Genomic DNA, 22,828 nt, shown 5'->3' with positions numbered 1-22,828 from the left:
CCTCATCCTCAATTAATCCTGAATACCTATAATGCTGCTGCCCATATCCTAGCTGTCCGCTGTTGTTATCACACAATCGCAAGCGAAGAATTCTGTACAACAGACAACCATTGGCGTGCAATCAGCTCATGACCTGCTGCGGTTGGGTGTACGCCATCCCATAACCAGTACGCTGCATCCGCCTGTTTCAGAGCGTCATTAAACGTCTGCTGCAATGGCACCCACACAGCTCCAAATTCTTCAGCAAGACCTTGGGCCAGTTTCTGATATTGACCGACATACTCTTCCCAGGCTTCCCATTTCTCCGCAGTCGCTCCGGTTCTCAGAATAAACGGCTCCATCAAAATCAGCCCCGTATCTGGCATCACTTCCCGAGTTTCTTCGAGCAAATGGCGATACGCCCGTCCGAAACGATCCGTTACCCCGCTAGGTTCACCATTCATCGTGCGCCAGGCATCATTAACCCCAATCAGGATGCTGATCAGGTCCGGTTTTAGACTAATGGTATCCTCATTCCAGCGTGCGTACAGGTCCGATGCCCGATCCCCGCTGATGCCTCTGTTATAGAAGGTCTTTTGCTTGCCCGCCAGTTCCATACCCAGTTTGCTGGAGATCAGATACGCATACCCGTGTCCGAGAAAATGATTCGGATCATCATTGCGTGATCTTCCCCCATCTGTAATCGAGTCTCCCTGAAACAATATAACGGATGGACTTGTACTCATGATTGAAATCGTTCCTTCCTCTTGTGCAAAATGGAAACACTGAACACCTCAGTCTCCATTTTATCCCTTTCGGCTACAATAGAAAATAGCGTTTTCATCACTGAGTTTCGCCATCTTATGACTCTCCTAGCAATTATCCGATCCAATATCGCAGTATCATCATAGCCACAATACCGACCATTACGGTTCCCAGCAGACTGCGTGTCCAGATGGCTACTGCAATCGTAGGCAGGGAGGCCCACAGAGCTGCATTGTGCGTAATCGGCACTAACTGGTTGCCCGACATGAACAGTTCCTGACCAATCAGCGCTGCCATGACCGCTACGGGTACATACTCCAGCCAGCGTAACAACCACATCGGAATCTGTATCTTGCTGAACAGCATCAGTGGCAGTACACGCGGGATAAATGTTAACAGTGCCGAACCCATAATAATCCAGAATACATCCCATCTTACTTCCATCGTTCCATGAACACTCCCATCGTTGCCGCAATGACCGCAGCCACAATGACACTCATGCTGCCAAGTGAAGCCATGCTGGCGAAGATTACACAGACCACGGCGATAATAGCCACATTAATGTGTATTTTTTTGTTTTTGCGATGCACCAACTGGAGTACAACCAGTCCAATAAACATCGCTGGCAGGGCATAATCCAGACCCAGTCGTTCCGGGTTAGTGATCCAGCGTCCAAAGTACGCTCCCGCCATATTAGCCACGAACCAGTTCAGATATGCGGTAATATTCAGACCGTGCATCCAGCGTTCACTGAGCCTTTCTCTGCCAATTGCACGTGTCATCGCAACGCCGAAAGACTCATCGGTAAGCAGTGAACCAATCCACATATTTTTAAGCGGGGTCAGATGCCGAAAATACGGTGATACAGCCGCACTGAGCAGCAAATGGCGAAGATTCACAAAAAATATGGTGAACATAATGGCTACTGCTGACCCATTCGATGCGAGCATGCCTGCTGCAATGAACTGAGCCGATCCTGCATATAAAATCAGGCTGAGCAGTGCCGTTTCCGCCAGACTCAGACCTGCGGTCATTTCAATGACACCCGCCGCAAAGCCAATACTCAAATAACCAAGCAGGGTTGGAATACAATCTTTGACCCCCTGCATGAATGTAGCTTGATCCTGGACCTCTTCCATGTCCTCCTGTCCAGATATCTGTAGTGTACTTTGGTCCAACTGCCGTACAACCCCTCTCCAATTTCTGTCCCCATAAACCGATATATATGGATGTAGATCCATCCAAGTCCATTCTTCATGAAAACAACTTCTTTGTGTATTCAACATGCCCAGTTACATGCCTTATGGATTTCACATTTTGCAAAATTCACTTCACATAATTCAGAAATATAACACATGATGTGCACTAAGGGAGAGACAGATTAATTTTTATAGAACAGATGTAATCCTAAATACCTACAAAACCAAAAAATATTTTCGCGAAACTCATAAATTATGTTGAATAAACGCGAAATTTGTCATACGATAGCACCAGAAACTTCTGGAAAGGATGGAATGAAATATCTTTTACCAGATGGGCTTGTCCACTAGACATGGGGATGGGTTACACAGAGGGGGAATGTGTATGAAAAAAATTCGTAAACAAGGGGTCAAAAGAACAATGCAGATGAGAGAGAAACTGATTTTGTCATTTGCCATTGTATTGCTCATTCCAACCATTAGTCTGGGCATTATCTCGTTCCAAACAGCTGATGCCAAGGTTGAAGAGAAAATGTATGAGAACGCGATCAGCAGTGTTACTGTGCTCAACCAGACCATTGACCAGATCATTGGTGCAACACGCAAAAATGTTGATTTCCTGGCAAGTCAGCTGGATGCAGGCAATGTCGGACCCAATCAGGGTGACGAAACAGATACCATCCGTACCTTGCTCGACGCTTATAAGGAAACGCATGATGACGTGGAACTTGCCTCCATCGGTACCGATCAGGGCGTATATATTAACTCCCCTGTAACTGCGGTGAACAAAGAAGGATATGACCCGCGCGAACGCCCGTGGTATCAGGCTGCTACGCAGAACAAAGATGTCCCTACCGTAATTACCCCCTACTTATCAAGCAATACCGGCAATGTTGTTGCTTCAGTAGCTCAGACTTCAGCGGATGGCCATGGTGTCGTCTCTGTCAGCCTGTCGCTTGAAGCCCTCTCGAAGACGGTTAACTCCACGAAGATTGGCGAGAAGGGTTATATCTATATCATTGATAATGCCAATAAAATCATTGTACATCCTACCGAAAAACCGGGGACCGAAGGAACCATGGCACCCTATAAAGATATTTTCGCACAGAAAAACGGAAGTCTGACCTATACACTAAATGGAAACCAGGAACACGCCTTTTTCTCCACCAATGAAACGACGGGCTGGACCGTGGTTGGTGTCATTGACAGTGGGGAAGTGACGGCATCTGTGCGTCCAATCCTATACACCACACTTATTGTTGTAGCGATTGCAATTGCGGTAAGCTCCGTCATTATTTTCTGGATTGTGCAATCAATCACCAAACCACTGAACCGCTTGGTGAAGGCATCTGACGAAATTAGTAATGGTAATCTGACCATCGAGGTTGCTGTATTAGGACAGGATGAATTCGGCAAGCTGAGCACCAGCTTCAATAAGATGAGCGAATCCCTGCGAACCGTTATTCAGGACGTGCGACACACGGCTGACGAGTTAACCGCCTCATCCACACAATTGGCAGTCAACTCATCGGAGACAACCAAAGCAACAGAGCAAGTCGCCCTGATTACGGAAGAATCCGCAGCTGGACTTGAGAAACAAACAAACAGCCTGAAACATACGGCACTACAGATGAATGAGCTTGCTGGAGGTGTAGGACAGGTAACGAACAGCACACAGCAAGTATCCGAAGCTGCCATGCAAGCAAGTGAGCTCGCGGATAAAGGGAATGCAACCATGCAGACGGCCGTATCTGAGATGAGTTCCGTCAGTCGCTTTGTGCAAGGTATGGCAGATACTGCTGGACGACTTGAACAGCATTCCACATCCATTGGTGAGATGGTATCTGTCATTACAGATATCGCTGCACAGACCAATTTGCTTGCTCTCAATGCTTCTATAGAAGCAGCGCGTGCAGGTGAGCATGGACGCGGCTTCTCCGTTGTTGCCAGCGAAGTCCGCAAGCTCGCGGAACAATCCAGCCTGTCCGGCCAGAAGATTGTAGAGATGGTCGGAGCGATTCAACAGGAGATTTCAATGGCCAATCACAGTGTACAGATCGGGCAACAGGATGTAAGCAACGGCATTCGTGCCGTTCAGTTTGCAGATGAAGCTTTTGCCCAGATTAGTGAGGCTGTTGGGGTCGTCAATCATCAGCTTGAGAACATTGCAGCCGCCTCACAACAGATGTCTGCAAGTACAGCCGAAGTGGTGCAATCCATTGATCAGATCCACGCCATATCGGAAACCAATGCCGATGGAACGGAGAACATCTCTGCTGCTACGGAGGAGCAAGTGGCTTCCATGCAGGAGATATCATCCTCTGCTGATTCCCTTGCCCATCTGGCTCACAAGCTGCAGAAGCTGGTGGAACAATTCAAGCTGTAGTCGTTGAACTAAAGATTGTTTACAATAACACTACGATGACAGAATAACCTTCCAATCGCTGTTATCGTGCAAACGATTAGTTCAACTTATAAAATTAAGTAGTCTGTAATACCCAAAGCCCCTTTGCCATCATATTGGCAAAGGGGCTTTGGGTGTTAAAAGGTCGGGCATTCTAGAATGGAAATATCCCTCCTATTCAGCAGATTGCTTTTTATCTCCGTGGTAACCTTGATCTCCGTAGGGCTCTAACTGTTCAAACCAGCGATTCAGACATTTGGCGAGTGCATCTTTGGAATCGTAATACGGGTTATCGTCTTGTTTCAATGTCTCCAGCACCTCGATCACAAACGCATTCTCTCCATATTCATTCCATTCAGCCTGCAATCTTCGATTCAGATGGCTACCCATCTGTAACATAAACCGTTGTCCGTTAATGGTTTTCAGGTTCAGTGTGCTGTCGATATAAACTTTACCGTTACGTTCATTCCGAATTTGGTAGACGCCCGCTTCCGTTTTAACTTCTTTGGCCTGTTCCTGCAATTCTTTGCGACGATTCATCTGCTCCTGCTCCCCCTTTTCTTTGCGCTCCTGTTTTCCAACTTTGGCGCTCTGTTGATCTGTGTGGCTTCCCAACCAATACTGACTGCCGTCTGGCTCACGTTCCAGCAAACCATAGTCGACGAGATACCTCCGTATTTCCACGTAATCATCATGAACTTCCTTCAGCAGCTCATTGACCTGTTTCTCGGAATATTTGCACTCTGTCTCGAATCGTTTGGCAATTTCGGTGAGCACAATATATTTATGTTTTTGCTGCATATGAAACGTCGTCAGCCGACCGCCAGTACCCTCTGGAAAATACTTGTTTAGCACCTTTTCCCGATCCTGTTCTGTGATATCAAATGAGTTCGGATGGATCGTATGTTCATGTCTTGTCACCGGCGATACCCATTCGGCTGGAGCCTGTGTATCCTTACTTTTGAGAAGTTCCATTAATGCCAGGAATATTTTGGCCTGCCGTTCCTTCTCCTTCAATACAAACCGATGATTCCGAATGGTGGAAGCACTCCCGATGCCAAGGGTCTTCTGTACTTCAGCATCCTTCTTGCCTTCATAGAATTGTGACAACAAGCCCCGCTGGACATCAGACAATCCGGTTACGCTTTTATCCAGCTCCAGCAAATATTCAAATACCGATCCATGAACCTTCTCAATATGCACTCGCATATAACGGGCTGCCTCATAGAGCACTCCTTCTTCAGGATAGATAATCCCCGATTCCGTCCTGTATCCGCAGCAGACACATATATAGGCGGGACCCTCCTCCATATAACCACGCTTGATCTCTTCCAATGAAGCTGTTTGCAACCAGGATTCCGATAATTTCATGTAAAAGCTCCTTTTTATCATTGTATGGTCATTCCAACCGTATATTAATAAAATATTTTATAATAATGTTTGTTTATTTATAGATATAATATATTTTTGTTTGTTATATGTCAATATAACGGAAAAGAATGCTGTGTTTAAAGACATAACGGATGCCCCTTGTTCAACAGAAAAAAGACCGCAGGGTCGCAACCCTGCAGTCTCATTTCAATCTCGGTTACAACTTAAACCGTTCAATCATGCTTTGCAGATCTTCAGCCATACGTGACAATGCTGCCGAAGAAGCTGCAACCTCTTCCATTGTAGCCAACTGCTCTTGAGCAGCCGCTGATCCATCTTCCGTTCCAGAGGCAATTCTGTCTGACAGAACCATTGTATCACTTACTGCCTTGTTGATATGACTCATGCCCCCATCAATTTGACGGGAAGCCGTGGATACTTCTCCAGCTTGTGCAGCCACCAACTGTACCGCAGTACGAATGATATTGAATGCTTCGCCTGCTTCTGTAACCATCTGCGAACTCTTCACCATACCTTCTCCCGTACGGGCAAAAGTGGATTGCACCGCATTGGTTTTCTCCTGCATCTCATGCATAAGCTCATTAATCCGCTCGGCTGAAGCGCCTGAACTGTGAGCCAGTGTCTTCACTTCGTTGGCTACAACCGCGAATCCGCGCCCTTGCTCGCCAGCTCTTGAAGCTTCAATGGATGCATTCAATGCAAGAATGTTCGTCTGCTTGGCAATGGCCGTAATCTCGGCCACAATCACAAGAATCTCTTCATTTTTCGCGCGCAGATCCTCGATGACCACAGACATGGCTTTGCTCTCATCATTCACCTGCTGAATATGGGTAACCGCTTCTTCTACTGTAACCATACCTGCTTCCGACTTAGTGGATGCATCCAGAGCGATACGAGCGGTATCTTCAGCACTTGATGAGATCTCTTTGACTCCAATGGACATTTCGCCCACGAGTTGACCTGTAGCAGCAAGACTATTGTTCTGCAAAGTCGTTCCCGCAGCTGCATCCTGCATCAGTTCAGCCACCTGTTCTGTGGCTTTGGATGTCTGCTCGGAACTCGCCATCAGTTCTTCAGAAGATGCCGCCAGCTGGCTGGATGTATCATGCACCTCTCCAAGCACACTACGTAGTGAAGTCGTCATCGTGTCGAAGCTTTCCCCGAGCTGTCCGAACTCATCTCGGCGCTGTAAACCTACCCGAACGGTGAGGTCCCCGGCGCTTACTTTGGATGCTGCCTGCGTTAATTGCAGCAATGGCCGGTGAATACTGCGGATAATGAATATAAGCAGAATTAACCCGATAACCAATGCAGATGCCACAATTGTAATTGCACGGATCAAAATAGGCATTACCGCTTCACTTGCTTCGGAAGGAACCATCTCGCCAACAATTTTCCAACCTGTCACCGGATTGGTGAAATACACAGCTTCCACTTCGTGACCATCATATGTATACTTCACCGTTCCACTTTCTTTCGTATACATCTCATTAATGTAGCTTTCATCCGACTGTGTACCGGATTCAATATTGTAGTGGAACAGGAATTTACCCCCGTTATCTAGCATGTACAGTTTGCCTTCTTTACCAATACGTATCTGATCAACGGATTCTTTCAGATGATTGAGACTGACATTGGCCCCGAATACCCCTTTGCCATCAGCCAGCTTGGCAGCTGCCGTTACAACCCATTCACCTGTTGTGACCGATTGGAACGTATCCGAGATTACAGGTTCGTCCTGGGACATGCCCATCGTATACCATGAACGTTCACGTGGATCATAGATCTGTTCCCCGGGATCAGGAGATTTCATCCAGCTGCCATCTTCCGCACCTGCGGTGAGTACACCCAGTTCCTTATGATTCTGAGACATCCGATCCATCTGCCTTTGCAGTGCAGGGGATTTATTAATAATATCGTTTGAAGTAATACCCGCAGCCATCTGTGCTGCGTTATCCTTCTCCATATCCAGCATTTGATTTATCTGCAGACTAAGCATTTCTGTTTTGGCTTGTGCGGAACGAATAATTTCCATTTTAACCTGGTCAGCAGCTTTTTGATAAGACAACCAACCAACAGTAATGCTCGGTACAATCAGGAACAGGAGTAATGCAGCGATCAGGCGTTTTTTTACGGTTAAAGTAAACCAATTTCGAATCCTTTTCTTCATATAACTATCCCCCATCATAATCTTCACCCATCCTTTTATCGGACAATCGCTGTAAAAATATTATGTATAGATACTAAATTAGAATAAATTTAATCTTTTCGATCAGTTTAGATGGATTCACCTAATCCTTCTATTCGTTTTGACCCCCTTAGCGAGATCGTTTACAATGCTCATAAGCTGGTTATTCATGAAACGATTGGAAGGAGAGGATTCAAATCTTACGCAAGGCAAATGAAAGGCAACATGTTTCCACTGTATATTCATCCATGTTCCGCATTCTGTTAGCGCTCATCCTGTGTGCAGGCCCGATTCTGGGACAAGCTGGTATTACGGCATCCGCAGCGCAGGCGACGCAAGCAGTTCACATTGAAGTGAATGGTGAGCAACAATCCTGGAAGAACGCACCACTTATCATCAAAGGTTCAACGTTTGTTCCACTGCGGGATGTGGTCACATCGGTCAAAGGCACGTTGAAATGGGATAATCGCACGAAGACGGCTACCATTACCGTTGGCAGAGACAAGCTGATCCATCAGGCTGGCAGCAATTCCATTAAAGTAAACAAGGTTGATCTGGCTACAGGTGTGAATTCACGTACCGTTAACGGTACGTTGATGGTGCCTGTCCGAGCCATGGCTAATGCAATCAAAGCAGACATCAAGGTCCAACGTACAGCCACGGGGCAGATGAGTGTAAGTATGGTCACTGATCAAGTCAGCATGCTGAACAGCGAGGTTGCCAGCGTCGATACATATCTGCGCGAGATCAACTATCCAGGTATGGCTCTGATCGCCCGCGATGGTGAAGTACTTCTAAAGCAAGGCTACGGACTTGCCGATGAACAGACGCTGAATCGACCGGATCAAAAGACCCGAATCGCATCGCTGAGCAAATCCTTCACGGCCGCGTCCATTCTGAGTCTCGTGGAGGATGGTAAGATTAATGTGCAAGATCCGATCTCCAAGTATATCTCTGGTATACCAAAGGGAGATCAGATCACGCTGCATATGCTGTTATCCCAGACTTCAGGTCTGCCATCCGCATTTGGTCGGGGTGAAGGAACTTCTATGGAAGAGACTGTAGAGGAGATTCGCCACAAAACGCTGAAGTTTGAACCAGGAAGTGCCTATCTGTACAGCAACAGCGGGTATGTTTTACTTGCATACGTCGTTGAACAGGTATCTGGCATGAGTTATGCCGACTACGTGCAGCAGACGATACTGAAACCACTTGGTATGAAAAATTCGGGAGAGGCCTCCCGTAAAGTGCACACGATTAGTGGTTTTGTTCAAGAAGATAACGCATGGGTAACTGCACCTTACTATGTGTCTCAATCCGGATCAGGAACCATCTATTCCACGGTGGACGATATGCTGAAATGGGATCGTGCGCTGTATACGGACAAGATTCTAAGCCAGGATACGATTGAACAGATGTATGAGCCTTATTCTGATAAAAACTATGGCTACGCCTGGATTCTTAAAGAGAATGGCGCAAACCGTACCGTCTTCCACAACGGTAGTGGTGGCGGGTTTGCCACAGCCTTTTCACGTAATCTGTCCGATGATATCACCATTATCCTGCTTGGCAACCACGCAGGTATGGACATGACTTCACTTTTGGATGAAGTTGAGACACAGACAGCCAAAGCACTGCAATTGCAATAATCTATAATTAATAGCTTATAATGAGCAAAGAGACGGTCCTTTAAAGGATCGTCTCTTTGTGTTGTATATGTTCTCATTTTAACGACTCACACTTCCGTTTCGCTCAACCCACAATCCATCTCTTCTCCATCCTGCAAAAGGTAGTTTTACTCATATTCTTATTACTGCCTAGGAGACATCCGCTCTTTCATCATCTGTCTGCTTTAATGTTACAGGAAGTTTCCCCGCAAAAGGAATGCGCCCCATCAGCGCCTGAGCGACGCTATCCATGGCAAGTGGCCGGCTCTCGTAAGCCGCTACATAGACCTGGGCATCCGGAAGCGCCAGCAGATCGTAGGGGCTTCGCAATGCCACAACAGCCAGCGGTTTGCCCAATTGCTGTATCCAACCAATCAGCCTGCACTGTGGATCGCCGGAGGGACTTCCCGCATTGTAGGTTCCCACCACAATCTGCCGAATGTCATCTGCTTCCGCTGCCTGAAGCAGACGTGCGGAACGAATGGCGACTTCCTCGGGCGTGACCGTCAGATCGACAACATCCAGACCATACATGGATAAGGCTGAGCCCAAGGTGAACGTCTGAGTCAGCTGTTCGTCGGCAATTGTCGTCACGGACGTGGCAACCGTTATGACCAGCGTGCGTTCCGGCTTCAAAGGCAGCATATTCAGCTGATCGCGCACCAGTGTGATACTGTTCTCGCTAATACGGCGAGCAACCTCTTGGTGTAATGAACTGTTGCGCTCCGACCCACTGGATAGAGCAGGAGCGTTTGATGCCTTTGGCAATGATGCATTCGATACTACGCCATACACTTCCTCATCACCTGCACCACCCATTCCACTCTCCAACAAACCACGCTTCGCCTTGTACATCAGCAAGCGATTCACCGACTCATCAATACGTCTCTCGCTAATCCGCCCGCTCCTCACAGCTGCTAACAACGCATCAAATGCCTCTGCCTGAAGCTTAGCCGTATGGCTAATTAACACCAGATCTGCCCCGGCCTCTACCGCCATTACGGCTGCATCGACAGTGCCATAGTTCACGGCAATGGCATCCATCTCCATGCAATCTGTCACGATCATGCCCTCATAACCCAGTTCCTGGCGAAGCAGACCGCTTAATACGGTTTGCGATAGCGTTACGGGCAGACGCTCTGGCTCCAGTGCAGGAAAATAAATATGCGCCGACATCATGGCATCGACACCTTCGGCGATAGCGGCTCGGAATGGAATCAACTCCAGGCGCTCTACTCGTTCACGATCATGAGTGATGATCGGGAGGTCCAGATGGGAATCGGTATCCGTATCCCCATGCCCCGGGAAATGCTTGGCTGTCGCTGCAATTCCAGCGTCCTGTATTCCCGCAATGGTTCTGGCCCCATATTCTGCAACCGATTGTGGAGATTCGCCAAATGATCGTACACCGATGACCGGATTGGCCGCGTTATTGTTCACATCCAATACCGGAGCAAAGTTCATGTTAATGCCCATGGACTTCAGCTCCAACCCACTGATATATGCCGCCTGATACGCATCGTCAATGGAACCGGCAGCGGCAATGGCCATTGGTCCAGGCATCAAGGCGATTCCTTCGGTAATTCGTGCAACCATGCCGCCCTCCTGATCAATGGATATCCAGAGCGGCACATTACCGCTGCTTTTGGCAATCTGCTGTAACCCTGACGATAACCGCTCTACCTGCTCTGGCGACTCAACGTTGCGAGCAAAGTAGATTACGCCACCGATTGGATACATTCGGAGAAAGGATTCCACATCGCCAGCAGCTTCGGTGCCATGAAAGCCACAAAGCAGCATTTGCCCGATTTTCTCACGCAAGGTCATCTGTTTCAGCTTCGACTGGTATAACTCTTTTGGCCCACTCATTTCATGGCTCCCTCCGCTAACAAACATCCATTCATTCATATAACAAAAACGGCTTTCGCCGCTCCTTCCATTCCGTTGCCTGTACATTCCACGCTTCCATTAAACGAACGAAGCCCGCGCGGTCATGAATCGTTTCCCTGGCTTCCTTACCCCCTGCCAGCAGGTCGATAAAGTACCTTGAACCCGGCTCTGGTGGCTCCAGCCAGCAGAATTGCTCCGGATAGAGTGACACCAGTTCATGCAAAAGCACTAACCCTGTCTCTACCGCCCGAAATTTCCTGCTTTCCGTTACAAAAATCCTTACGCCACCACACAGCTCACCTGCGTGTTTGGAGAATGTTGGGGACATGTACACTGGATGCACATGTACACCTTCCAGCTTGTATTCCCGAAATCGTTCCGCCAAACGCTCACCCTCAACCCAGGGGGCTCCAATCCACTCGAATGGGCGGGTCGTGCCCCTGCCCTCCGATACATTAGTGCCTTCGAACAGGCACGTACCCGCATATACCCGCACACTGTCCAGCGTGGGCATATTGGGAGAGGGTAACATCCAGGGAAGACCACAATCCGCAAACTCCATGGGGCGCTGCCATCCTTCCATGGCAACCACGTCCAATTCGCAAGGTACCTCCATCTCGCTGTTGACCATCAGGGCGAGTTCACCTACCGTCAATCCGGTACGTACAGGTACACGCCAAGCGCCAACGAGTGATTCATACCCCGCGTTCAGCACACCGCCTTCCACAACGTTTCCACCCAGCGGATTGGGACGGTCCAGAATCAGCATACGTTTGCCTGCTCCAGCACAGGCATCCATCATATGGAACAAGGTTGAGGCATACGTGTAATAACGAATGCCCACATCCTGAATGTCGAACAGCACCGTATCCACTCCAGCCAGCATTGCAGGCGTAGGTTTCTTGTAATCTCCATACAGGCTGAACACCGGAATATCCAGACGTGGATGAAGCATGTCTCCGAATCTGACACCCGCCTGAAGCTCTCCATACAGTCCGTGCTCACAGGCATAGAGCGCTGTAAGCTCGGTATTAGCCAGTCCGGCGCACACATCTATTGTCGATACGAAATCCGCTGTAATACCAGTCGGATTTGTAATTAGACCGATTCGATTACCCGTTATCCATGGATGTGATAACCCTCTGGACAGAAGATCAACTCCCGTTTTTACAGCCGGGATCTGCTCGGTCCCATTCAACTGGCCCATCACACATTCCCCTGGCTGATCCAGCCTGTATGCTGGTGATCATTACCACCTGTTACGACAGGCTCTTCTTCAGGCTCCAGCACATTAAGAGCAACCTTATGCTGATAGATGGCAAACATACCTCCAAACAGCGCTCCGAAACCAACGACAGTCAGCATCAGCAGAACCGTCAGGCACATGGCCTGAAAACAAGCGCCCATCGTGTACCCCGGGTGACGGAAGAACAGCTTTACACTTTCCCCCATCGCCTGAACGATGCCCATGTTTTTTTGTAAAACAAGCTGCCAGGTATAGAACTGTGACATCAGCGCCATGAGAACAAAGAACGTCTGGAATACACCCACTGCTGTACCTGTAATTCCACCCTGTCCACCGTAATACCACCAAGTTGACCATAGAATGAAGCCAAGCACTGCGAAAAGCACACCCACCGATCCTCCCGGGATTATTCCCTTCAACGTTCCGATCCAAATATCCTTAAGCCCATTGCGCCGTTCCTTACGTTCCAATCTGTGATGTACGGCATAACAGACCCCGAACAGGATGGGCATATACATCAAGGCCAGAAGCAGTATAGCGATCGGCAACAGAGCAAACATCAGAATGGGAATCAAAACGATGGAGCTAACGACACTGTACAAGGCCACCGAAATAATATCCCGATAGATTTCCGCACCCGACTTGATCAATACTTCACTCAGCTTACGCATGTTTATTCTCCCTTCTATATAAGTTGGACTAAAAATTTACACGATAACGGAGAAAACAGAACAAATCTGGAGAAGCGAAGCGATCGCCCACAAGGGCTGCCTTAAAAGGGCTCCCCATTTCGGTTGGCTTGGCCGCACCACCGGTCAGTATGTTGTACCAAACTTGCAACGTGCTAACGAATTTACCGCACTTAAACGACGGATTTTCGAGGCATGCCCATTGTAACGAACTTCAGTGCCGCCTACTCCCGTCCAATCGCAAGCTCCGTCTCTGGATCAAAAAAGTGCGCCTTACGTAGGTCCAGCACAAAATTTTTGTCCATACCTACATAAGCATGTGTTTCCGGGTGGACCTTGGCCGTAACAGTACGGGCACCGGAATGGAAATATACCAAATTCTCGGAGCCCAGATGTTCTACAACCTGAACCCGCGCCTGCAGCATGTGGTCTGTCGGGATATTCGGAGCGACATCATCACCAAAAATATGCTCTGGACGCAGACCCATAATCACTGGCTTGCCTTGATGACTCTGAAGACGAGCGAGTAGATCTTCTGGCAAGGTGAATGATGCACCGTCCACGACAACCTGCGTGCCTTCAATCCGGGCATCGATGAAGTTCATCGCCGGGGAACCGATAAATCCGGCAACAAACATATTCCGCGGACTCGCATACAATTCTTTCGGTGAAGCCACCTGCTGAATATCTCCATGATTCATGACCACGATGCGTTCCCCAAGTGTCATGGCTTCTACCTGATCATGCGTCACGTACACAATCGTGGCACCGAGACGTTTATGCAGCTCACCCAACTCCACCCGCATCTGTACCCGCAACTTGGCATCCAGATTGGACAGTGGTTCATCGAATAAAAACACCTGCGGATCACGGACGATCGCCCGTCCCACCGCAACACGCTGGCGCTGACCACCAGACAGCTCGCGTGGTTTGCGCTCCAGCATCGCTTCCAGTCCCAGAATGGAGGCCGCATTCTGCACCTGTTCATCAATATAGAACTTTGGCTTTTTCAGATTTTTCAGGCCAAAGGACAGATTTTCACGGATGGTCATATGCGGGTACAGTGCATAATCCTGAAATACCATCGCGATATCCCGATCCTTCGGATGCAGATCGTTAACAAGCCGGTCACCGATCACAATATCACCGCTTGTTTGCTTTTCAAGTCCGGCAATCATCCGCAGTGACGTTGTCTTGCCACAGCCCGAAGGACCCACAAACACTACGAATTCCTTATCTTCTATAACAAAGTCCGAGCCGGCCACAGCCGTGAACGTTCCTTTATGATCGTCTTTGAATTCTTTGCGCACTTGGCGAAACTCCACGCGTGCCATAGGTAGATCCCCCTTTACGTTGTCGCTTGTCCTGAACTATATAAGTTCAACTAACGAATCCTTACACTGGCACTCCGATGACAGAACAACCTTCCGATCGCTGTTATGGTGTAAATGTTTAGTTGAACATATATTGGAATTAACCTTTAACTGCACCGATCGTAATGCCTTGTAGGAAATAACGTTGCAGTGAGAAAAACAGAATGATCATTGGCAGCGAACCTATTGTAGCCCCAGCCATCATTGCGCCGAAATCCGTTGATTCGGCAAACACAAACGAGGCCAGCCCCACCTGAATAGTACGCATCTCGTTGGAATTGGTAATGAGGAACGGCCAGAAGAATTCATTCCACGAAGCTACAAACGTGAATATCGCCAGCACCGCGATTCCCGGCTTTGCCATCGGCAGAATGACTTTCCAGAAGATACCGAATTCACTACATGCATCGATACGTGCCGCATGTATCAGCGATGTGGGCAGCGTAGACATGAACTGTTTCATCAAGAAAATGTTGCCCACACTAACGGCAGCAGGCAGAATAATGGCCGTATACGTGTCCCCTAGGTCAAACACGTTGACCATCAGAATGTACAAAGGAATCAGTGTCACCTGCGCCGGGATCATCATGGTCCCAAGCAAAGTCCAGAATACCGCCTGACTACCCGGAAACTTCAGTTTGGCAAACGCATATCCCGCCAGGGAGGCGAAGAATACATTTGTTACGGTCAGAATGATCGAGATGAGCAGCGAGTTGTATAACCAGCGCCAAGCATCGGTTTTGGCAAAAAAGCGCTCATATGGTGATAACGACAACTGCTCCGGAATCATCTGTGGTTTAAACGAAGCCGACATCGCGCTATCCTGCACCGAACCAACGAGCATCCAATACATCGGAATGACCGTCACCAGCGCCCAGACTACCAGCAGAATGGATGCAACAACGAGCAGAATCTTTTTCTGTGTTGATTTCATGGATTTCATTCACCCCCGGATGCTTAATGCAACGTGCTCTAATAGTTCGTGTTTTGAACTACCTCTAATACTCAATATCGCTGGAGAAATATTTGAACTGAATGACGGAGATGACAATGATGATAATCGCCAGTACAAACGACTGAGCCGAAGCCAATCCAAATTCATAGAACTTGAATGCCGTCTCATAGATCAGATAAGCGATTGTAGTTGTCGCAAAGTTTGGTCCACCCTGTGTCATCAGATATACCGAGATAAACACCTGGAAGGATGTAATGACACCCGTGACGAGCAGATACAGCGTCGTTGGTTTGAGCAGCGGCCATGTAATCTTGCTGAACTGGGTCCAGCCGCTGGCATGATCAATATCCGCCGCTTCGTACAGCGATTTCGGAATACCGCCCATGGCTGCCAGATACAGAATAATGCCCGCTCCGTGCGATCCAAGCCAGTTCATCAGAATGAGGGAAAAGAGTGCCGTTCCCGACTGGCCCAGCCAGATCACCGGATCCAAGCCGAACAGACCGAGGAAACGGTTAAGCAGTCCCGAATCCGTCGGATCAAAGATCGCCAGCCATACAATGGAGATGGTCACCCCGGAGGCTACCGCAGGCAGATACATGGTAGCTTTGAAAAATGTCTGCCATTTACTTTTCATCTGATAGATGAAATAGGACAGTACAAATGTAATGAGAATATTGACCGGGACTGTGCCTACGGTGAAGATGACTGTATTTTTAATCGACTTCCAGAACGTCTCATCCTTCACCAGTCGCTCGTAGTTATCCAATCCAACCCACGTTGAGTTCATAATGTTGTATTTCTGAAAGCTCATCACAAGAGCCGTCAGAACGGGATACAGTGTGAAAATGAGAAACAGCAGGACAGGCGCCAAAATAAACAAATACGCCCACCCGTAGTCTCGCCAAAACCGGGCAACCCGGGAAGTCCGGGGCACTGACGATTTTGGCGCAAGGGCGGTCTGCATGGCGAATCCTCCTCTCCTAATCAGTGTGGTTTTACGTTATGTTTGATTGTCCGAGTTATTGTCCAAACATCTGCTGGCCTTTGCTCTTGAAGTCTTCTGCGATCTGCTCCGGTGATTTTTCACCCGAGAACAGCGCCTGAATATTAGGCTTCACAACCTGTTCCTTGAATTGTTTTTGCTGAGATGCTTTGTCGATATCCAGTTCAAGTACAACCGGCATCGCGATATTCTCTGCCATGACTTTTGCAGCAGCCAGATTATCCGGTTGACCAAGCTCTTTTCCTTTAAACAGATCCACCTGGGACTGTCTTACGAATGGAAGCGCCAGTTCATTTGCCGAGTTCCCTGCTTTGGCACCACTAAGCGCCTCCATCACCAGGAACGTATTTTTGGCATGCTGTTCGCCCTTGTCCTTTTTCTGTTTGAAGGCTACATACCCTTCGCCGCCCATCGTTGTGGCCGCAGGTTGATCATCATTATGCGGTACAGGCAACAGGACAAAATCAATCTTCTCTCCCTGCACCTTGCCATCATCGATGTCCTTGTTGCGATTCTGAATCATCACATCATAATAAGGAATCGCTTTGGAGATAATCGCCGTTTCCCCCGCGTAGAACATATCCGTCCGTTTCGCTGGAGCGAGAGCCGCCGTTTCCTTCGGCATATACCCTTGATCCATCAGGTTTTTGATAAAAGAGAGGGTATCCAGAATGCGACCATCATTCCATTGGAACGTGCCGTCTTTATCAAGAACATCGATCATCCCGTTGTTACGAGACAGCATTTCAATGAAGTCAAGCGAGGTTCCGTCGGTAACCAGTGCATATTGCTTGGCCCCGCCATCCAGCGTTTTAGTCAGCTTGGCAGCAGCATCGTTGAATTCGGACCAGGTCCAGCCATTTTGCTGAATGGACTTCCAATCAATGCCTGCTTCCTCCAGAATGCGTTTGTTCCCACCCCAAGCCCATTGGAATTGATACAACGGCAGTCCATACTGTTTCCCCTGAATCTGGCCTAAATCAAGCGTACCCGGCAGGTAGTCGTCCTTGATCTCAGGTGTCAGGTAGCTGTCCAGCTCAAGTGCCAATCCCGTATTCACATATGTGCCGTCTACGCTATGAAAGTAAAGATCCGGTGGGTTGCCTGCGTTCAGAGCGACATCGAATTTTTTGGGCCCTTCCGCCCAGGAGAGCATTTCCGTCTTCACGGTAATGTTCGGGTGTTCTTTATTGAAATCAGAGATTAGATCCTTCAGTTCATCTTCATATGTGCCATGTACAGGATAGGTCCATACCGTTACCGTATCATCGGCATTCGGGTCATCCGAAGCAGCACCTCCACTATTCCCACAGGCAGTAACCCAGACCATCATCAACAACAATGCCCATACCAGACCCTTCTTTTTCATCCCTTCATCTCCTTTGCATGTCATCATCCGATTCTTTCATTGCCTAACCATGCTACCCCTTTGTGATCGTTCGGCCTTCAAACGCAATCCACCTATACACGCGGCAGTAAGGAAAAGCACCTCCCCTGTAGATTGGGCCTGCCAGTCGCAAGCTAAATCTCTTAAATGCAATATTAACGTCAACTTAATTGACATTAACAGTATTAATTCCTTCCAAAATTGTAGATTGAATTCATTATATGAGTTGTAAAATAAAAATTCAACATTATTTTTTATTATAAAATTTAATTTTACTTTTTCTTTTCATGCAACTATACTATGTAAAAAGAAAACCCAAGCAAGCGAGGTGAGCCACTTTGCGAGTATATGTAGGCGTAGATGGAGGCGGTACCAATACTGATGCAGCAATCATTTCTGAATCTGGTGAAATTCTCGCCCGACTCAGCGGTGGTCCCACGAATCCTCACAGCGTATCAACTGAACAGGCCATTTCCGAACTGCAACGAGTGCTGGAACAGCTATTTAATCTAATAAGTGATTTATCGACAAATTGTGAGGGTATATGCCTTGGTATGTCAGGTGTAGACACGATCCAAGAACGGCAACTTATAGCCGAAGCAGTAAATAACTATATGAAGATTCGTAATCAACAGGCACCAGAAGACTGTCCAGTCTGGGTTGTATCCGAAGGAGAGATTGCTCTGATGGCCTCTCTTGGACATACGCACGGCGTATTATGCATCTCTGGAACAGGGTCCATCGTGTACGGATTTACGCTGGAAGGAGAGCGATACCGTGCAGGAGGCTGGGGTCATCTGCTCGGAGATGAGGGGAGCGGCTATCGTATTGGGCAGCGTGCACTCCAAGTGGTTATGCAGAGTTATGACGGTGTTCTTCCTCCAACCCGCTTAACCCCTCTTCTTCTAAAGAATCTGAACCTTCGGGATATATCGGAGCTAAAGACGCGAGTGTATCAGACGGATTGGGGCAAAACCGAGACCGCATCCATCGCCCGCCTAGCTATAGAAGCAGCTGAACTCGGAGATGAGGCCGCCCGCGCACTGATCATTGACGAAGCCTCACAATTGGCGGATACCGCCAAGGCGCTGATTGCACGTCATCCCGAATTTGCACCCACTCCGGTTGTCCTGTCCGGATCACTGTTTCGATACGCTGTACTTTTCCGAAATACATTTATTCACAAGTTATCTGAATATTATGGAGAGTTGGACTTTGTATATCGTGAAGATGCCCCCGCTCCAGCGGTTGGCGCAGCACAACTGGCAAGACAACGCCGTTCCCTGAATGAATCATTTTAAAAGAGAGAAGGAGGCCATACGGATGAATCACATGCTGAATTCACTACTAACAGAACAACCCAATCCACTAACGGATCATATAGATGAATTGCCTTCGGCAGAAATTATGGAACTCATTAATAAGGAAGATCAACGGATTGCGGAGCTCATTCAGCCCCTCATTCCGGTCATTGCTCAAGCTGCGGATCGGATCTTGAAGGCGTTTCAGTCTGGCGGCAGGCTTTTTTATGTAGGCGCAGGTACCAGTGGACGATTAGGAATACTTGACGCTTCGGAATGCCCGCCTACCTACGGAACCCCGCCATCCATGGTGCAGGGTATTATTGCAGGGGGATTCCGGGCAGTGAAGGACCCGGTTGAAGGTGCTGAAGATAATGAGGAGTTGGGAGCTGCGGACCTTGATGAACATGGCTTAGACAAAAAAGATGTTGTGGTTGGCATTGCAGCCAGTGGACGAACGCCGTATGTGCTGGGTGCGATGAGACACGCCAAGGAGATCGGGGCTACGGTGATCAGCCTGAGTAATAATGCAGGCACGCCGATGACCCTGTTGGCTGATGTGAGCATTGAGGCTGTTGTCGGCCCAGAGGTTGTCATGGGTTCAACACGTATGAAGGCAGGCAGCGCACAGAAAATGATTCTGAATATGCTCACCACTACCGCCATGATTCGTCTGGGCAAGGTTTACCGTAATTTCATGGTTGATCTGAACCCTTCGAATGAGAAGCTTGTCCATCGTGCCAAACGCATGATCCATCTAGCAACCGGAGCAAATGAAGCGGATATTGAAGAGGCTTTTACCGGTGCAGACGGTCATGTAAAAACGGCAATCGTCATGCTGATGGCAGGTGTGGACGCAACGGAAGCCCAGCACAGGCTTGATCTGGCTGACGGATTTGTCCGCAGCGCCATTGCGGGGCCTTCCTGAGCCGTACAAGGGGTATTATTAGAGGTTGAAAGAGAGGAGCCCAACATTAGTCTGGGCTCTTTTTTTTATTTTTTTATTCTAAAAGCGGATATAATCCGTCAAAAAAATCCCCCCTGCATAAACAGAAAGGGATTCATATGGTTCTACTTCACTTGTGCTCCAGAATAGCCTGTCGGCTCTTCTCCAAATACTCCACCGACTGGTTGTAATCCCGACTGGCAATCGCCAGATACAAAATATCGATCACGTTCAGCTGTGCAATCCGTGACGAAGTCGCTCCGCTTCGAATATCACTTTCGGTGGAAGTAATCATCAGGGGTACATCCGCCATACTACTGAGTGTATTGCTGCCCCACTTGGTAATGCTGATTGTCGCTGCACCGCCATCATGAGCATGCTTGAGACAGGAGATTACGTTCGAAGTCTCCCCTGAATACGAGATACATACAACCGCATCATCCTCACGAAGCGTCGTTGCGGACGAAATCTGCATATGCGGATCGGCGAACGAAAAGCTTGTGCGATTGATTCGCATGAACTTGTAATGTGCATCCAGCGCAATCAGGTTGGAGGCCCCTACTCCATAGAAAAAGATCCGGTTTGCCTGATGAAGCACGTCCACAGCTTTTTCCACCAGACGTGGGTCCAGAATATGAACCGTATCCTTCACCGACTGAATATTGTTTGCGGACACATGCTGAATAATGCTCTCCATGGAGTCCTGGGGACGAATCTCCGTATATTGATATGGCTCACTCGTCTGCAAATCTCCGGCAATCTTCAGCTTCAGCTCCTGAAAACCCGTTACACCTAGTGATTTGCAGAGACGGATAATGGCAGCTGGGCTGCCTCCACTCCGTTCAGACAACTGGGCCACCGAGGATTGAACAGTTTCTTGCGGGTGATCGAGAATATAAGCTCCGATCTTCCGTTCGGACGGGGTCAAGTCATCCATTAATGCGCGTAAACGTACAAGTCCACCTTTCATGCCTTCCATTCGCTCCTCCTTTCCGTACTGCATTCATGTACAAGCATTTTATCTTATAATTCCACTCGCGTCTAATCGAATCCCTCGCCCTTCCATAACTGAACTCCAATTAAAGTCAGGCCTCACTAGAGTGTGAGATTGCCTGAGATTACGGCGTGTTTCGCTCCGGTTACTGCCGGGAGTGTATTGGTTCTTCCCATTAGTGCCTCATGGCCAAGTAGAGCAAATCCAATGGCTTCCCGAGCATCATCAGGTACGCCATAATCTGCTGTTCGTTCCAAACGGATATCTTTCGGTAGTCTCTTACGGATCATCTCCATCAGCGTGGCATTGGAAGTGCCACCACCGCACGCAAGCATGGCCGATATTTGCACCTTGGGCAGGATAAAATCCTTTACTGCGCGCACGATGGTCTCCGCGGTCAGACAGGTGGCAGTAGCCAGCGTATCTTCAAGAGATAAGGAACGCTCTGCGGCCATCTTCATCAGTCTCACTGCATACGCGGTTCCATATACTTCTCGCCCGGTACTTTTCGGTGGAAGTCTTTTGAAATACTCATCCTCCAAACACAGGTCTACCAGACGCTGATCGACCTTCCCCTGTGCGGCAATACTTCCATTCGGATCATAATGCTGCCGCCCATCCGTTGCCTGCCGCACAATGGCGTCCATCACCATATTCCCTGGTCCCGTATCAAATGCCGAAATACCTTCGGTAGATGACTCGGAGGGAAGCACCGTCACATTGCCAATGCCTCCGATATTCTGCACCAGCCGTCCTTCCGTCGGGCTACGGAACATCAGAGCATCCGCATAAGGCGTAAGCGGGGCACCTTCCCCACCAGCGGCCATATCCCTTGCCCGCAGGTTGCCAATCACTGGCAGTCCTGTCCGTTCTCGAACGACAGCACATTCACCGATCTGCAATGTCGATACCACATCAAGACTTGCTCCCGTTGGCCCTGGAAATGAAGATGCTACAGGAGCATGCCATACCGTCTGTCCATGCATGCTAATCACATCCACCTGCTGTGTTGAAATACCGGCAGACTTCATCAGTTCCGTAACGCTATGCGCATACCACTCTGATACACCAAAATGCGCGGCTGTCAGCTCGTCGACACGAGCTGTCCCCGGTGAACATAACCGGATCAGTACGTCTCTCAATCCATTGGAATACGGCACACAGACGAAATCAACCAGCTCGATCTGCTGTAATGCCCCGCTCATATCGGTTTGAATACGCACCAGTGCGGCGTCAGTTCCATCAAGTGACGTTCCTGACATTAGTCCGATGACCAGATGCTCCTGCTTCAAACGATACTTCTCCCACATCGGATAGCTGCCTGTATCCATCCACTTCCAACCTCCTGCAAGACCCGATGAACACGTCATCCTGCCATAATTTCACCCAGTATATGATATTAAATTTCGCAAGTCAAACATTATATGAAATTTAATTACATCATTAA

Annotated in this window: 18 protein-coding genes; 4 read left to right on the top strand and 14 right to left on the bottom strand. The window is 48.5% G+C overall.

What is annotated here, in order from left to right; genetic code table 11:
• Positions 1 to 68: 68 nt before the first annotated feature.
• The 3 genes from C170_RS27585 to C170_RS27575 form a co-directional block, all read right to left on the bottom strand.
• Positions 69 to 725: an SGNH/GDSL hydrolase family protein gene (locus tag C170_RS27585; RefSeq protein ID WP_047840427.1), complete on the bottom strand. Its 657-nt coding sequence runs from the start codon at positions 723 to 725 to the stop codon at positions 69 to 71.
• 133 nt (positions 726 to 858) lie between these two features.
• Positions 859 to 1,188 carry an AzlD domain-containing protein gene (locus C170_RS27580; protein WP_036616530.1) on the bottom strand — a complete coding sequence of 110 codons (330 nt, stop codon included), beginning with the start codon at positions 1,186 to 1,188 and terminating at the stop codon, positions 859 to 861.
• Positions 1,179 to 1,883 (bottom strand): AzlC family ABC transporter permease, encoded by a 705-nt coding sequence (locus tag C170_RS27575; RefSeq protein ID WP_036616527.1) that lies wholly within the window; start codon positions 1,881 to 1,883, stop codon positions 1,179 to 1,181. The genes C170_RS27580 and C170_RS27575 overlap by 10 nt, the downstream gene beginning before the upstream one ends.
• A 445-nt stretch (positions 1,884 to 2,328) precedes the next feature.
• Here C170_RS27575 and C170_RS27570 point away from each other — a divergent pair, with 445 nt between their 5' ends.
• Positions 2,329 to 4,329, top strand: a complete 2,001-nt coding sequence (locus C170_RS27570; RefSeq protein ID WP_036616524.1) for a methyl-accepting chemotaxis protein — start codon at positions 2,329 to 2,331, stop codon at positions 4,327 to 4,329.
• A 192-nt stretch (positions 4,330 to 4,521) separates the two neighbouring features.
• Here the strand turns inward: C170_RS27570 and C170_RS27565 are convergent, their stop codons facing one another.
• Entirely contained in the window at positions 4,522 to 5,718 is a 1,197-nt protein-coding gene (locus C170_RS27565; RefSeq protein ID WP_036616522.1) for a DUF2087 domain-containing protein, read from the bottom strand.
• Between the two features lie 217 nt (positions 5,719 to 5,935).
• Positions 5,936 to 7,909, bottom strand: coding sequence for a methyl-accepting chemotaxis protein (locus tag C170_RS27560; protein WP_162158995.1), 1,974 nt, complete (start codon positions 7,907 to 7,909; stop codon positions 5,936 to 5,938).
• A 266-nt stretch (positions 7,910 to 8,175) separates the two neighbouring features.
• Here C170_RS27560 and C170_RS27555 point away from each other — a divergent pair, with 266 nt between their 5' ends.
• On the top strand, positions 8,176 to 9,576 hold the full coding sequence (locus tag C170_RS27555; protein ID WP_036616509.1) for a serine hydrolase: 1,401 nt from the start codon (positions 8,176 to 8,178) through the stop codon (positions 9,574 to 9,576).
• Positions 9,577 to 9,744: 168 nt separating this feature from the next.
• Here C170_RS27555 and nagZ read toward each other — a convergent pair whose 3' ends face one another.
• The 7 genes from nagZ to C170_RS27520 all read right to left on the bottom strand — a co-directional run bounded on the left by nagZ (position 9,745) and on the right by C170_RS27520 (position 18,122).
• Entirely contained in the window at positions 9,745 to 11,463 is a 1,719-nt protein-coding gene (gene nagZ, locus C170_RS27550) for a beta-N-acetylhexosaminidase (protein WP_051447434.1), read from the bottom strand.
• 31 nt (positions 11,464 to 11,494) lie between these two features.
• Entirely contained in the window at positions 11,495 to 12,691 is a 1,197-nt protein-coding gene (locus tag C170_RS27545; RefSeq protein WP_051447433.1) for an exo-beta-N-acetylmuramidase NamZ family protein, read from the bottom strand.
• The gene (locus C170_RS27540; protein ID WP_036616506.1) at positions 12,691 to 13,401 is read right to left on the bottom strand and encodes a hypothetical protein; all 711 of its coding nucleotides are present in this window, start codon (positions 13,399 to 13,401) and stop codon (positions 12,691 to 12,693) included. The genes C170_RS27545 and C170_RS27540 overlap by 1 nt, the downstream gene beginning before the upstream one ends.
• 242 nt (positions 13,402 to 13,643) lie before the next feature.
• Entirely contained in the window at positions 13,644 to 14,753 is a 1,110-nt protein-coding gene (locus tag C170_RS27535; RefSeq protein ID WP_036616504.1) for an ABC transporter ATP-binding protein, read from the bottom strand.
• Between the two features lie 139 nt (positions 14,754 to 14,892).
• The gene (locus C170_RS27530) at positions 14,893 to 15,726 is read right to left on the bottom strand and encodes a carbohydrate ABC transporter permease (RefSeq protein ID WP_036616801.1); all 834 of its coding nucleotides are present in this window, start codon (positions 15,724 to 15,726) and stop codon (positions 14,893 to 14,895) included.
• 64 nt (positions 15,727 to 15,790) lie between these two features.
• Positions 15,791 to 16,714: a carbohydrate ABC transporter permease gene (locus C170_RS27525; RefSeq protein WP_036616502.1), complete on the bottom strand. Its 924-nt coding sequence runs from the start codon at positions 16,712 to 16,714 to the stop codon at positions 15,791 to 15,793.
• A 55-nt stretch (positions 16,715 to 16,769) separates the two neighbouring features.
• The gene (locus tag C170_RS27520) at positions 16,770 to 18,122 is read right to left on the bottom strand and encodes an ABC transporter substrate-binding protein (protein ID WP_036616499.1); all 1,353 of its coding nucleotides are present in this window, start codon (positions 18,120 to 18,122) and stop codon (positions 16,770 to 16,772) included.
• A 356-nt stretch (positions 18,123 to 18,478) separates the two neighbouring features.
• Here C170_RS27520 and C170_RS27515 point away from each other — a divergent pair, with 356 nt between their 5' ends.
• Together C170_RS27515 and murQ are read left to right on the top strand one after the other, a co-directional pair.
• On the top strand, positions 18,479 to 19,441 hold the full coding sequence (locus tag C170_RS27515; protein WP_036616497.1) for an N-acetylglucosamine kinase: 963 nt from the start codon (positions 18,479 to 18,481) through the stop codon (positions 19,439 to 19,441).
• Positions 19,442 to 19,463: 22 nt separating this feature from the next.
• On the top strand, positions 19,464 to 20,369 hold the full coding sequence (gene murQ, locus C170_RS27510; RefSeq protein WP_036616494.1) for an N-acetylmuramic acid 6-phosphate etherase: 906 nt from the start codon (positions 19,464 to 19,466) through the stop codon (positions 20,367 to 20,369).
• Positions 20,370 to 20,517: 148 nt separating this feature from the next.
• Here murQ and C170_RS27505 read toward each other — a convergent pair whose 3' ends face one another.
• Together C170_RS27505 and C170_RS27500 are read right to left on the bottom strand one after the other, a co-directional pair.
• Positions 20,518 to 21,357, bottom strand: a complete 840-nt coding sequence (locus tag C170_RS27505; protein WP_036616797.1) for a MurR/RpiR family transcriptional regulator — start codon at positions 21,355 to 21,357, stop codon at positions 20,518 to 20,520.
• A 125-nt stretch (positions 21,358 to 21,482) separates the two neighbouring features.
• The gene (locus C170_RS27500; protein WP_036616493.1) at positions 21,483 to 22,712 is read right to left on the bottom strand and encodes an anhydro-N-acetylmuramic acid kinase; all 1,230 of its coding nucleotides are present in this window, start codon (positions 22,710 to 22,712) and stop codon (positions 21,483 to 21,485) included.
• Positions 22,713 to 22,828: the final 116 nt, after the last annotated feature.

This window comes from Paenibacillus sp. FSL H7-689, assembly GCF_000517905.1.
GTDB lineage: Bacteria > Bacillota > Bacilli > Paenibacillales > Paenibacillaceae > Paenibacillus > Paenibacillus amylolyticus.
Note: the sequence above shows the minus strand (reverse complement) of the source record. Positions and strands in the feature narration are given on the sequence as shown.

Excerpts from the sequence above, each read along its gene's own strand:
- C170_RS27585 (WP_047840427.1), bottom strand. The coding sequence starts at position 725 with ATGAGTACAAGTCCATCCGTTATATTGTTTCAGGGAGACTCGATTACA.
- C170_RS27580 (WP_036616530.1), bottom strand. The coding sequence starts at position 1,188 with ATGGAAGTAAGATGGGATGTATTCTGGATTATTATGGGTTCGGCACTG.
- C170_RS27575 (WP_036616527.1), bottom strand. The coding sequence starts at position 1,883 with ATGGAAGAGGTCCAGGATCAAGCTACATTCATGCAGGGGGTCAAAGAT.
- C170_RS27570 (WP_036616524.1), top strand. The coding sequence starts at position 2,329 with ATGAAAAAAATTCGTAAACAAGGGGTCAAAAGAACAATGCAGATGAGA.
- C170_RS27565 (WP_036616522.1), bottom strand. The coding sequence starts at position 5,718 with ATGAAATTATCGGAATCCTGGTTGCAAACAGCTTCATTGGAAGAGATC.
- C170_RS27560 (WP_162158995.1), bottom strand. The coding sequence starts at position 7,909 with ATGAAGAAAAGGATTCGAAATTGGTTTACTTTAACCGTAAAAAAACGC.
- C170_RS27555 (WP_036616509.1), top strand. The coding sequence starts at position 8,176 with ATGTTCCGCATTCTGTTAGCGCTCATCCTGTGTGCAGGCCCGATTCTG.
- nagZ (WP_051447434.1), bottom strand. The coding sequence starts at position 11,463 with ATGAGTGGGCCAAAAGAGTTATACCAGTCGAAGCTGAAACAGATGACC.
- C170_RS27545 (WP_051447433.1), bottom strand. The coding sequence starts at position 12,691 with ATGGGCCAGTTGAATGGGACCGAGCAGATCCCGGCTGTAAAAACGGGA.
- C170_RS27540 (WP_036616506.1), bottom strand. The coding sequence starts at position 13,401 with ATGCGTAAGCTGAGTGAAGTATTGATCAAGTCGGGTGCGGAAATCTAT.
- C170_RS27535 (WP_036616504.1), bottom strand. The coding sequence starts at position 14,753 with ATGGCACGCGTGGAGTTTCGCCAAGTGCGCAAAGAATTCAAAGACGAT.
- C170_RS27530 (WP_036616801.1), bottom strand. The coding sequence starts at position 15,726 with ATGAAATCAACACAGAAAAAGATTCTGCTCGTTGTTGCATCCATTCTG.
- C170_RS27525 (WP_036616502.1), bottom strand. The coding sequence starts at position 16,714 with ATGCAGACCGCCCTTGCGCCAAAATCGTCAGTGCCCCGGACTTCCCGG.
- C170_RS27520 (WP_036616499.1), bottom strand. The coding sequence starts at position 18,122 with ATGAAAAAGAAGGGTCTGGTATGGGCATTGTTGTTGATGATGGTCTGG.
- murQ (WP_036616494.1), top strand. The coding sequence starts at position 19,464 with ATGAATCACATGCTGAATTCACTACTAACAGAACAACCCAATCCACTA.
- C170_RS27505 (WP_036616797.1), bottom strand. The coding sequence starts at position 21,357 with ATGAAAGGTGGACTTGTACGTTTACGCGCATTAATGGATGACTTGACC.
- C170_RS27500 (WP_036616493.1), bottom strand. The coding sequence starts at position 22,712 with ATGGATACAGGCAGCTATCCGATGTGGGAGAAGTATCGTTTGAAGCAG.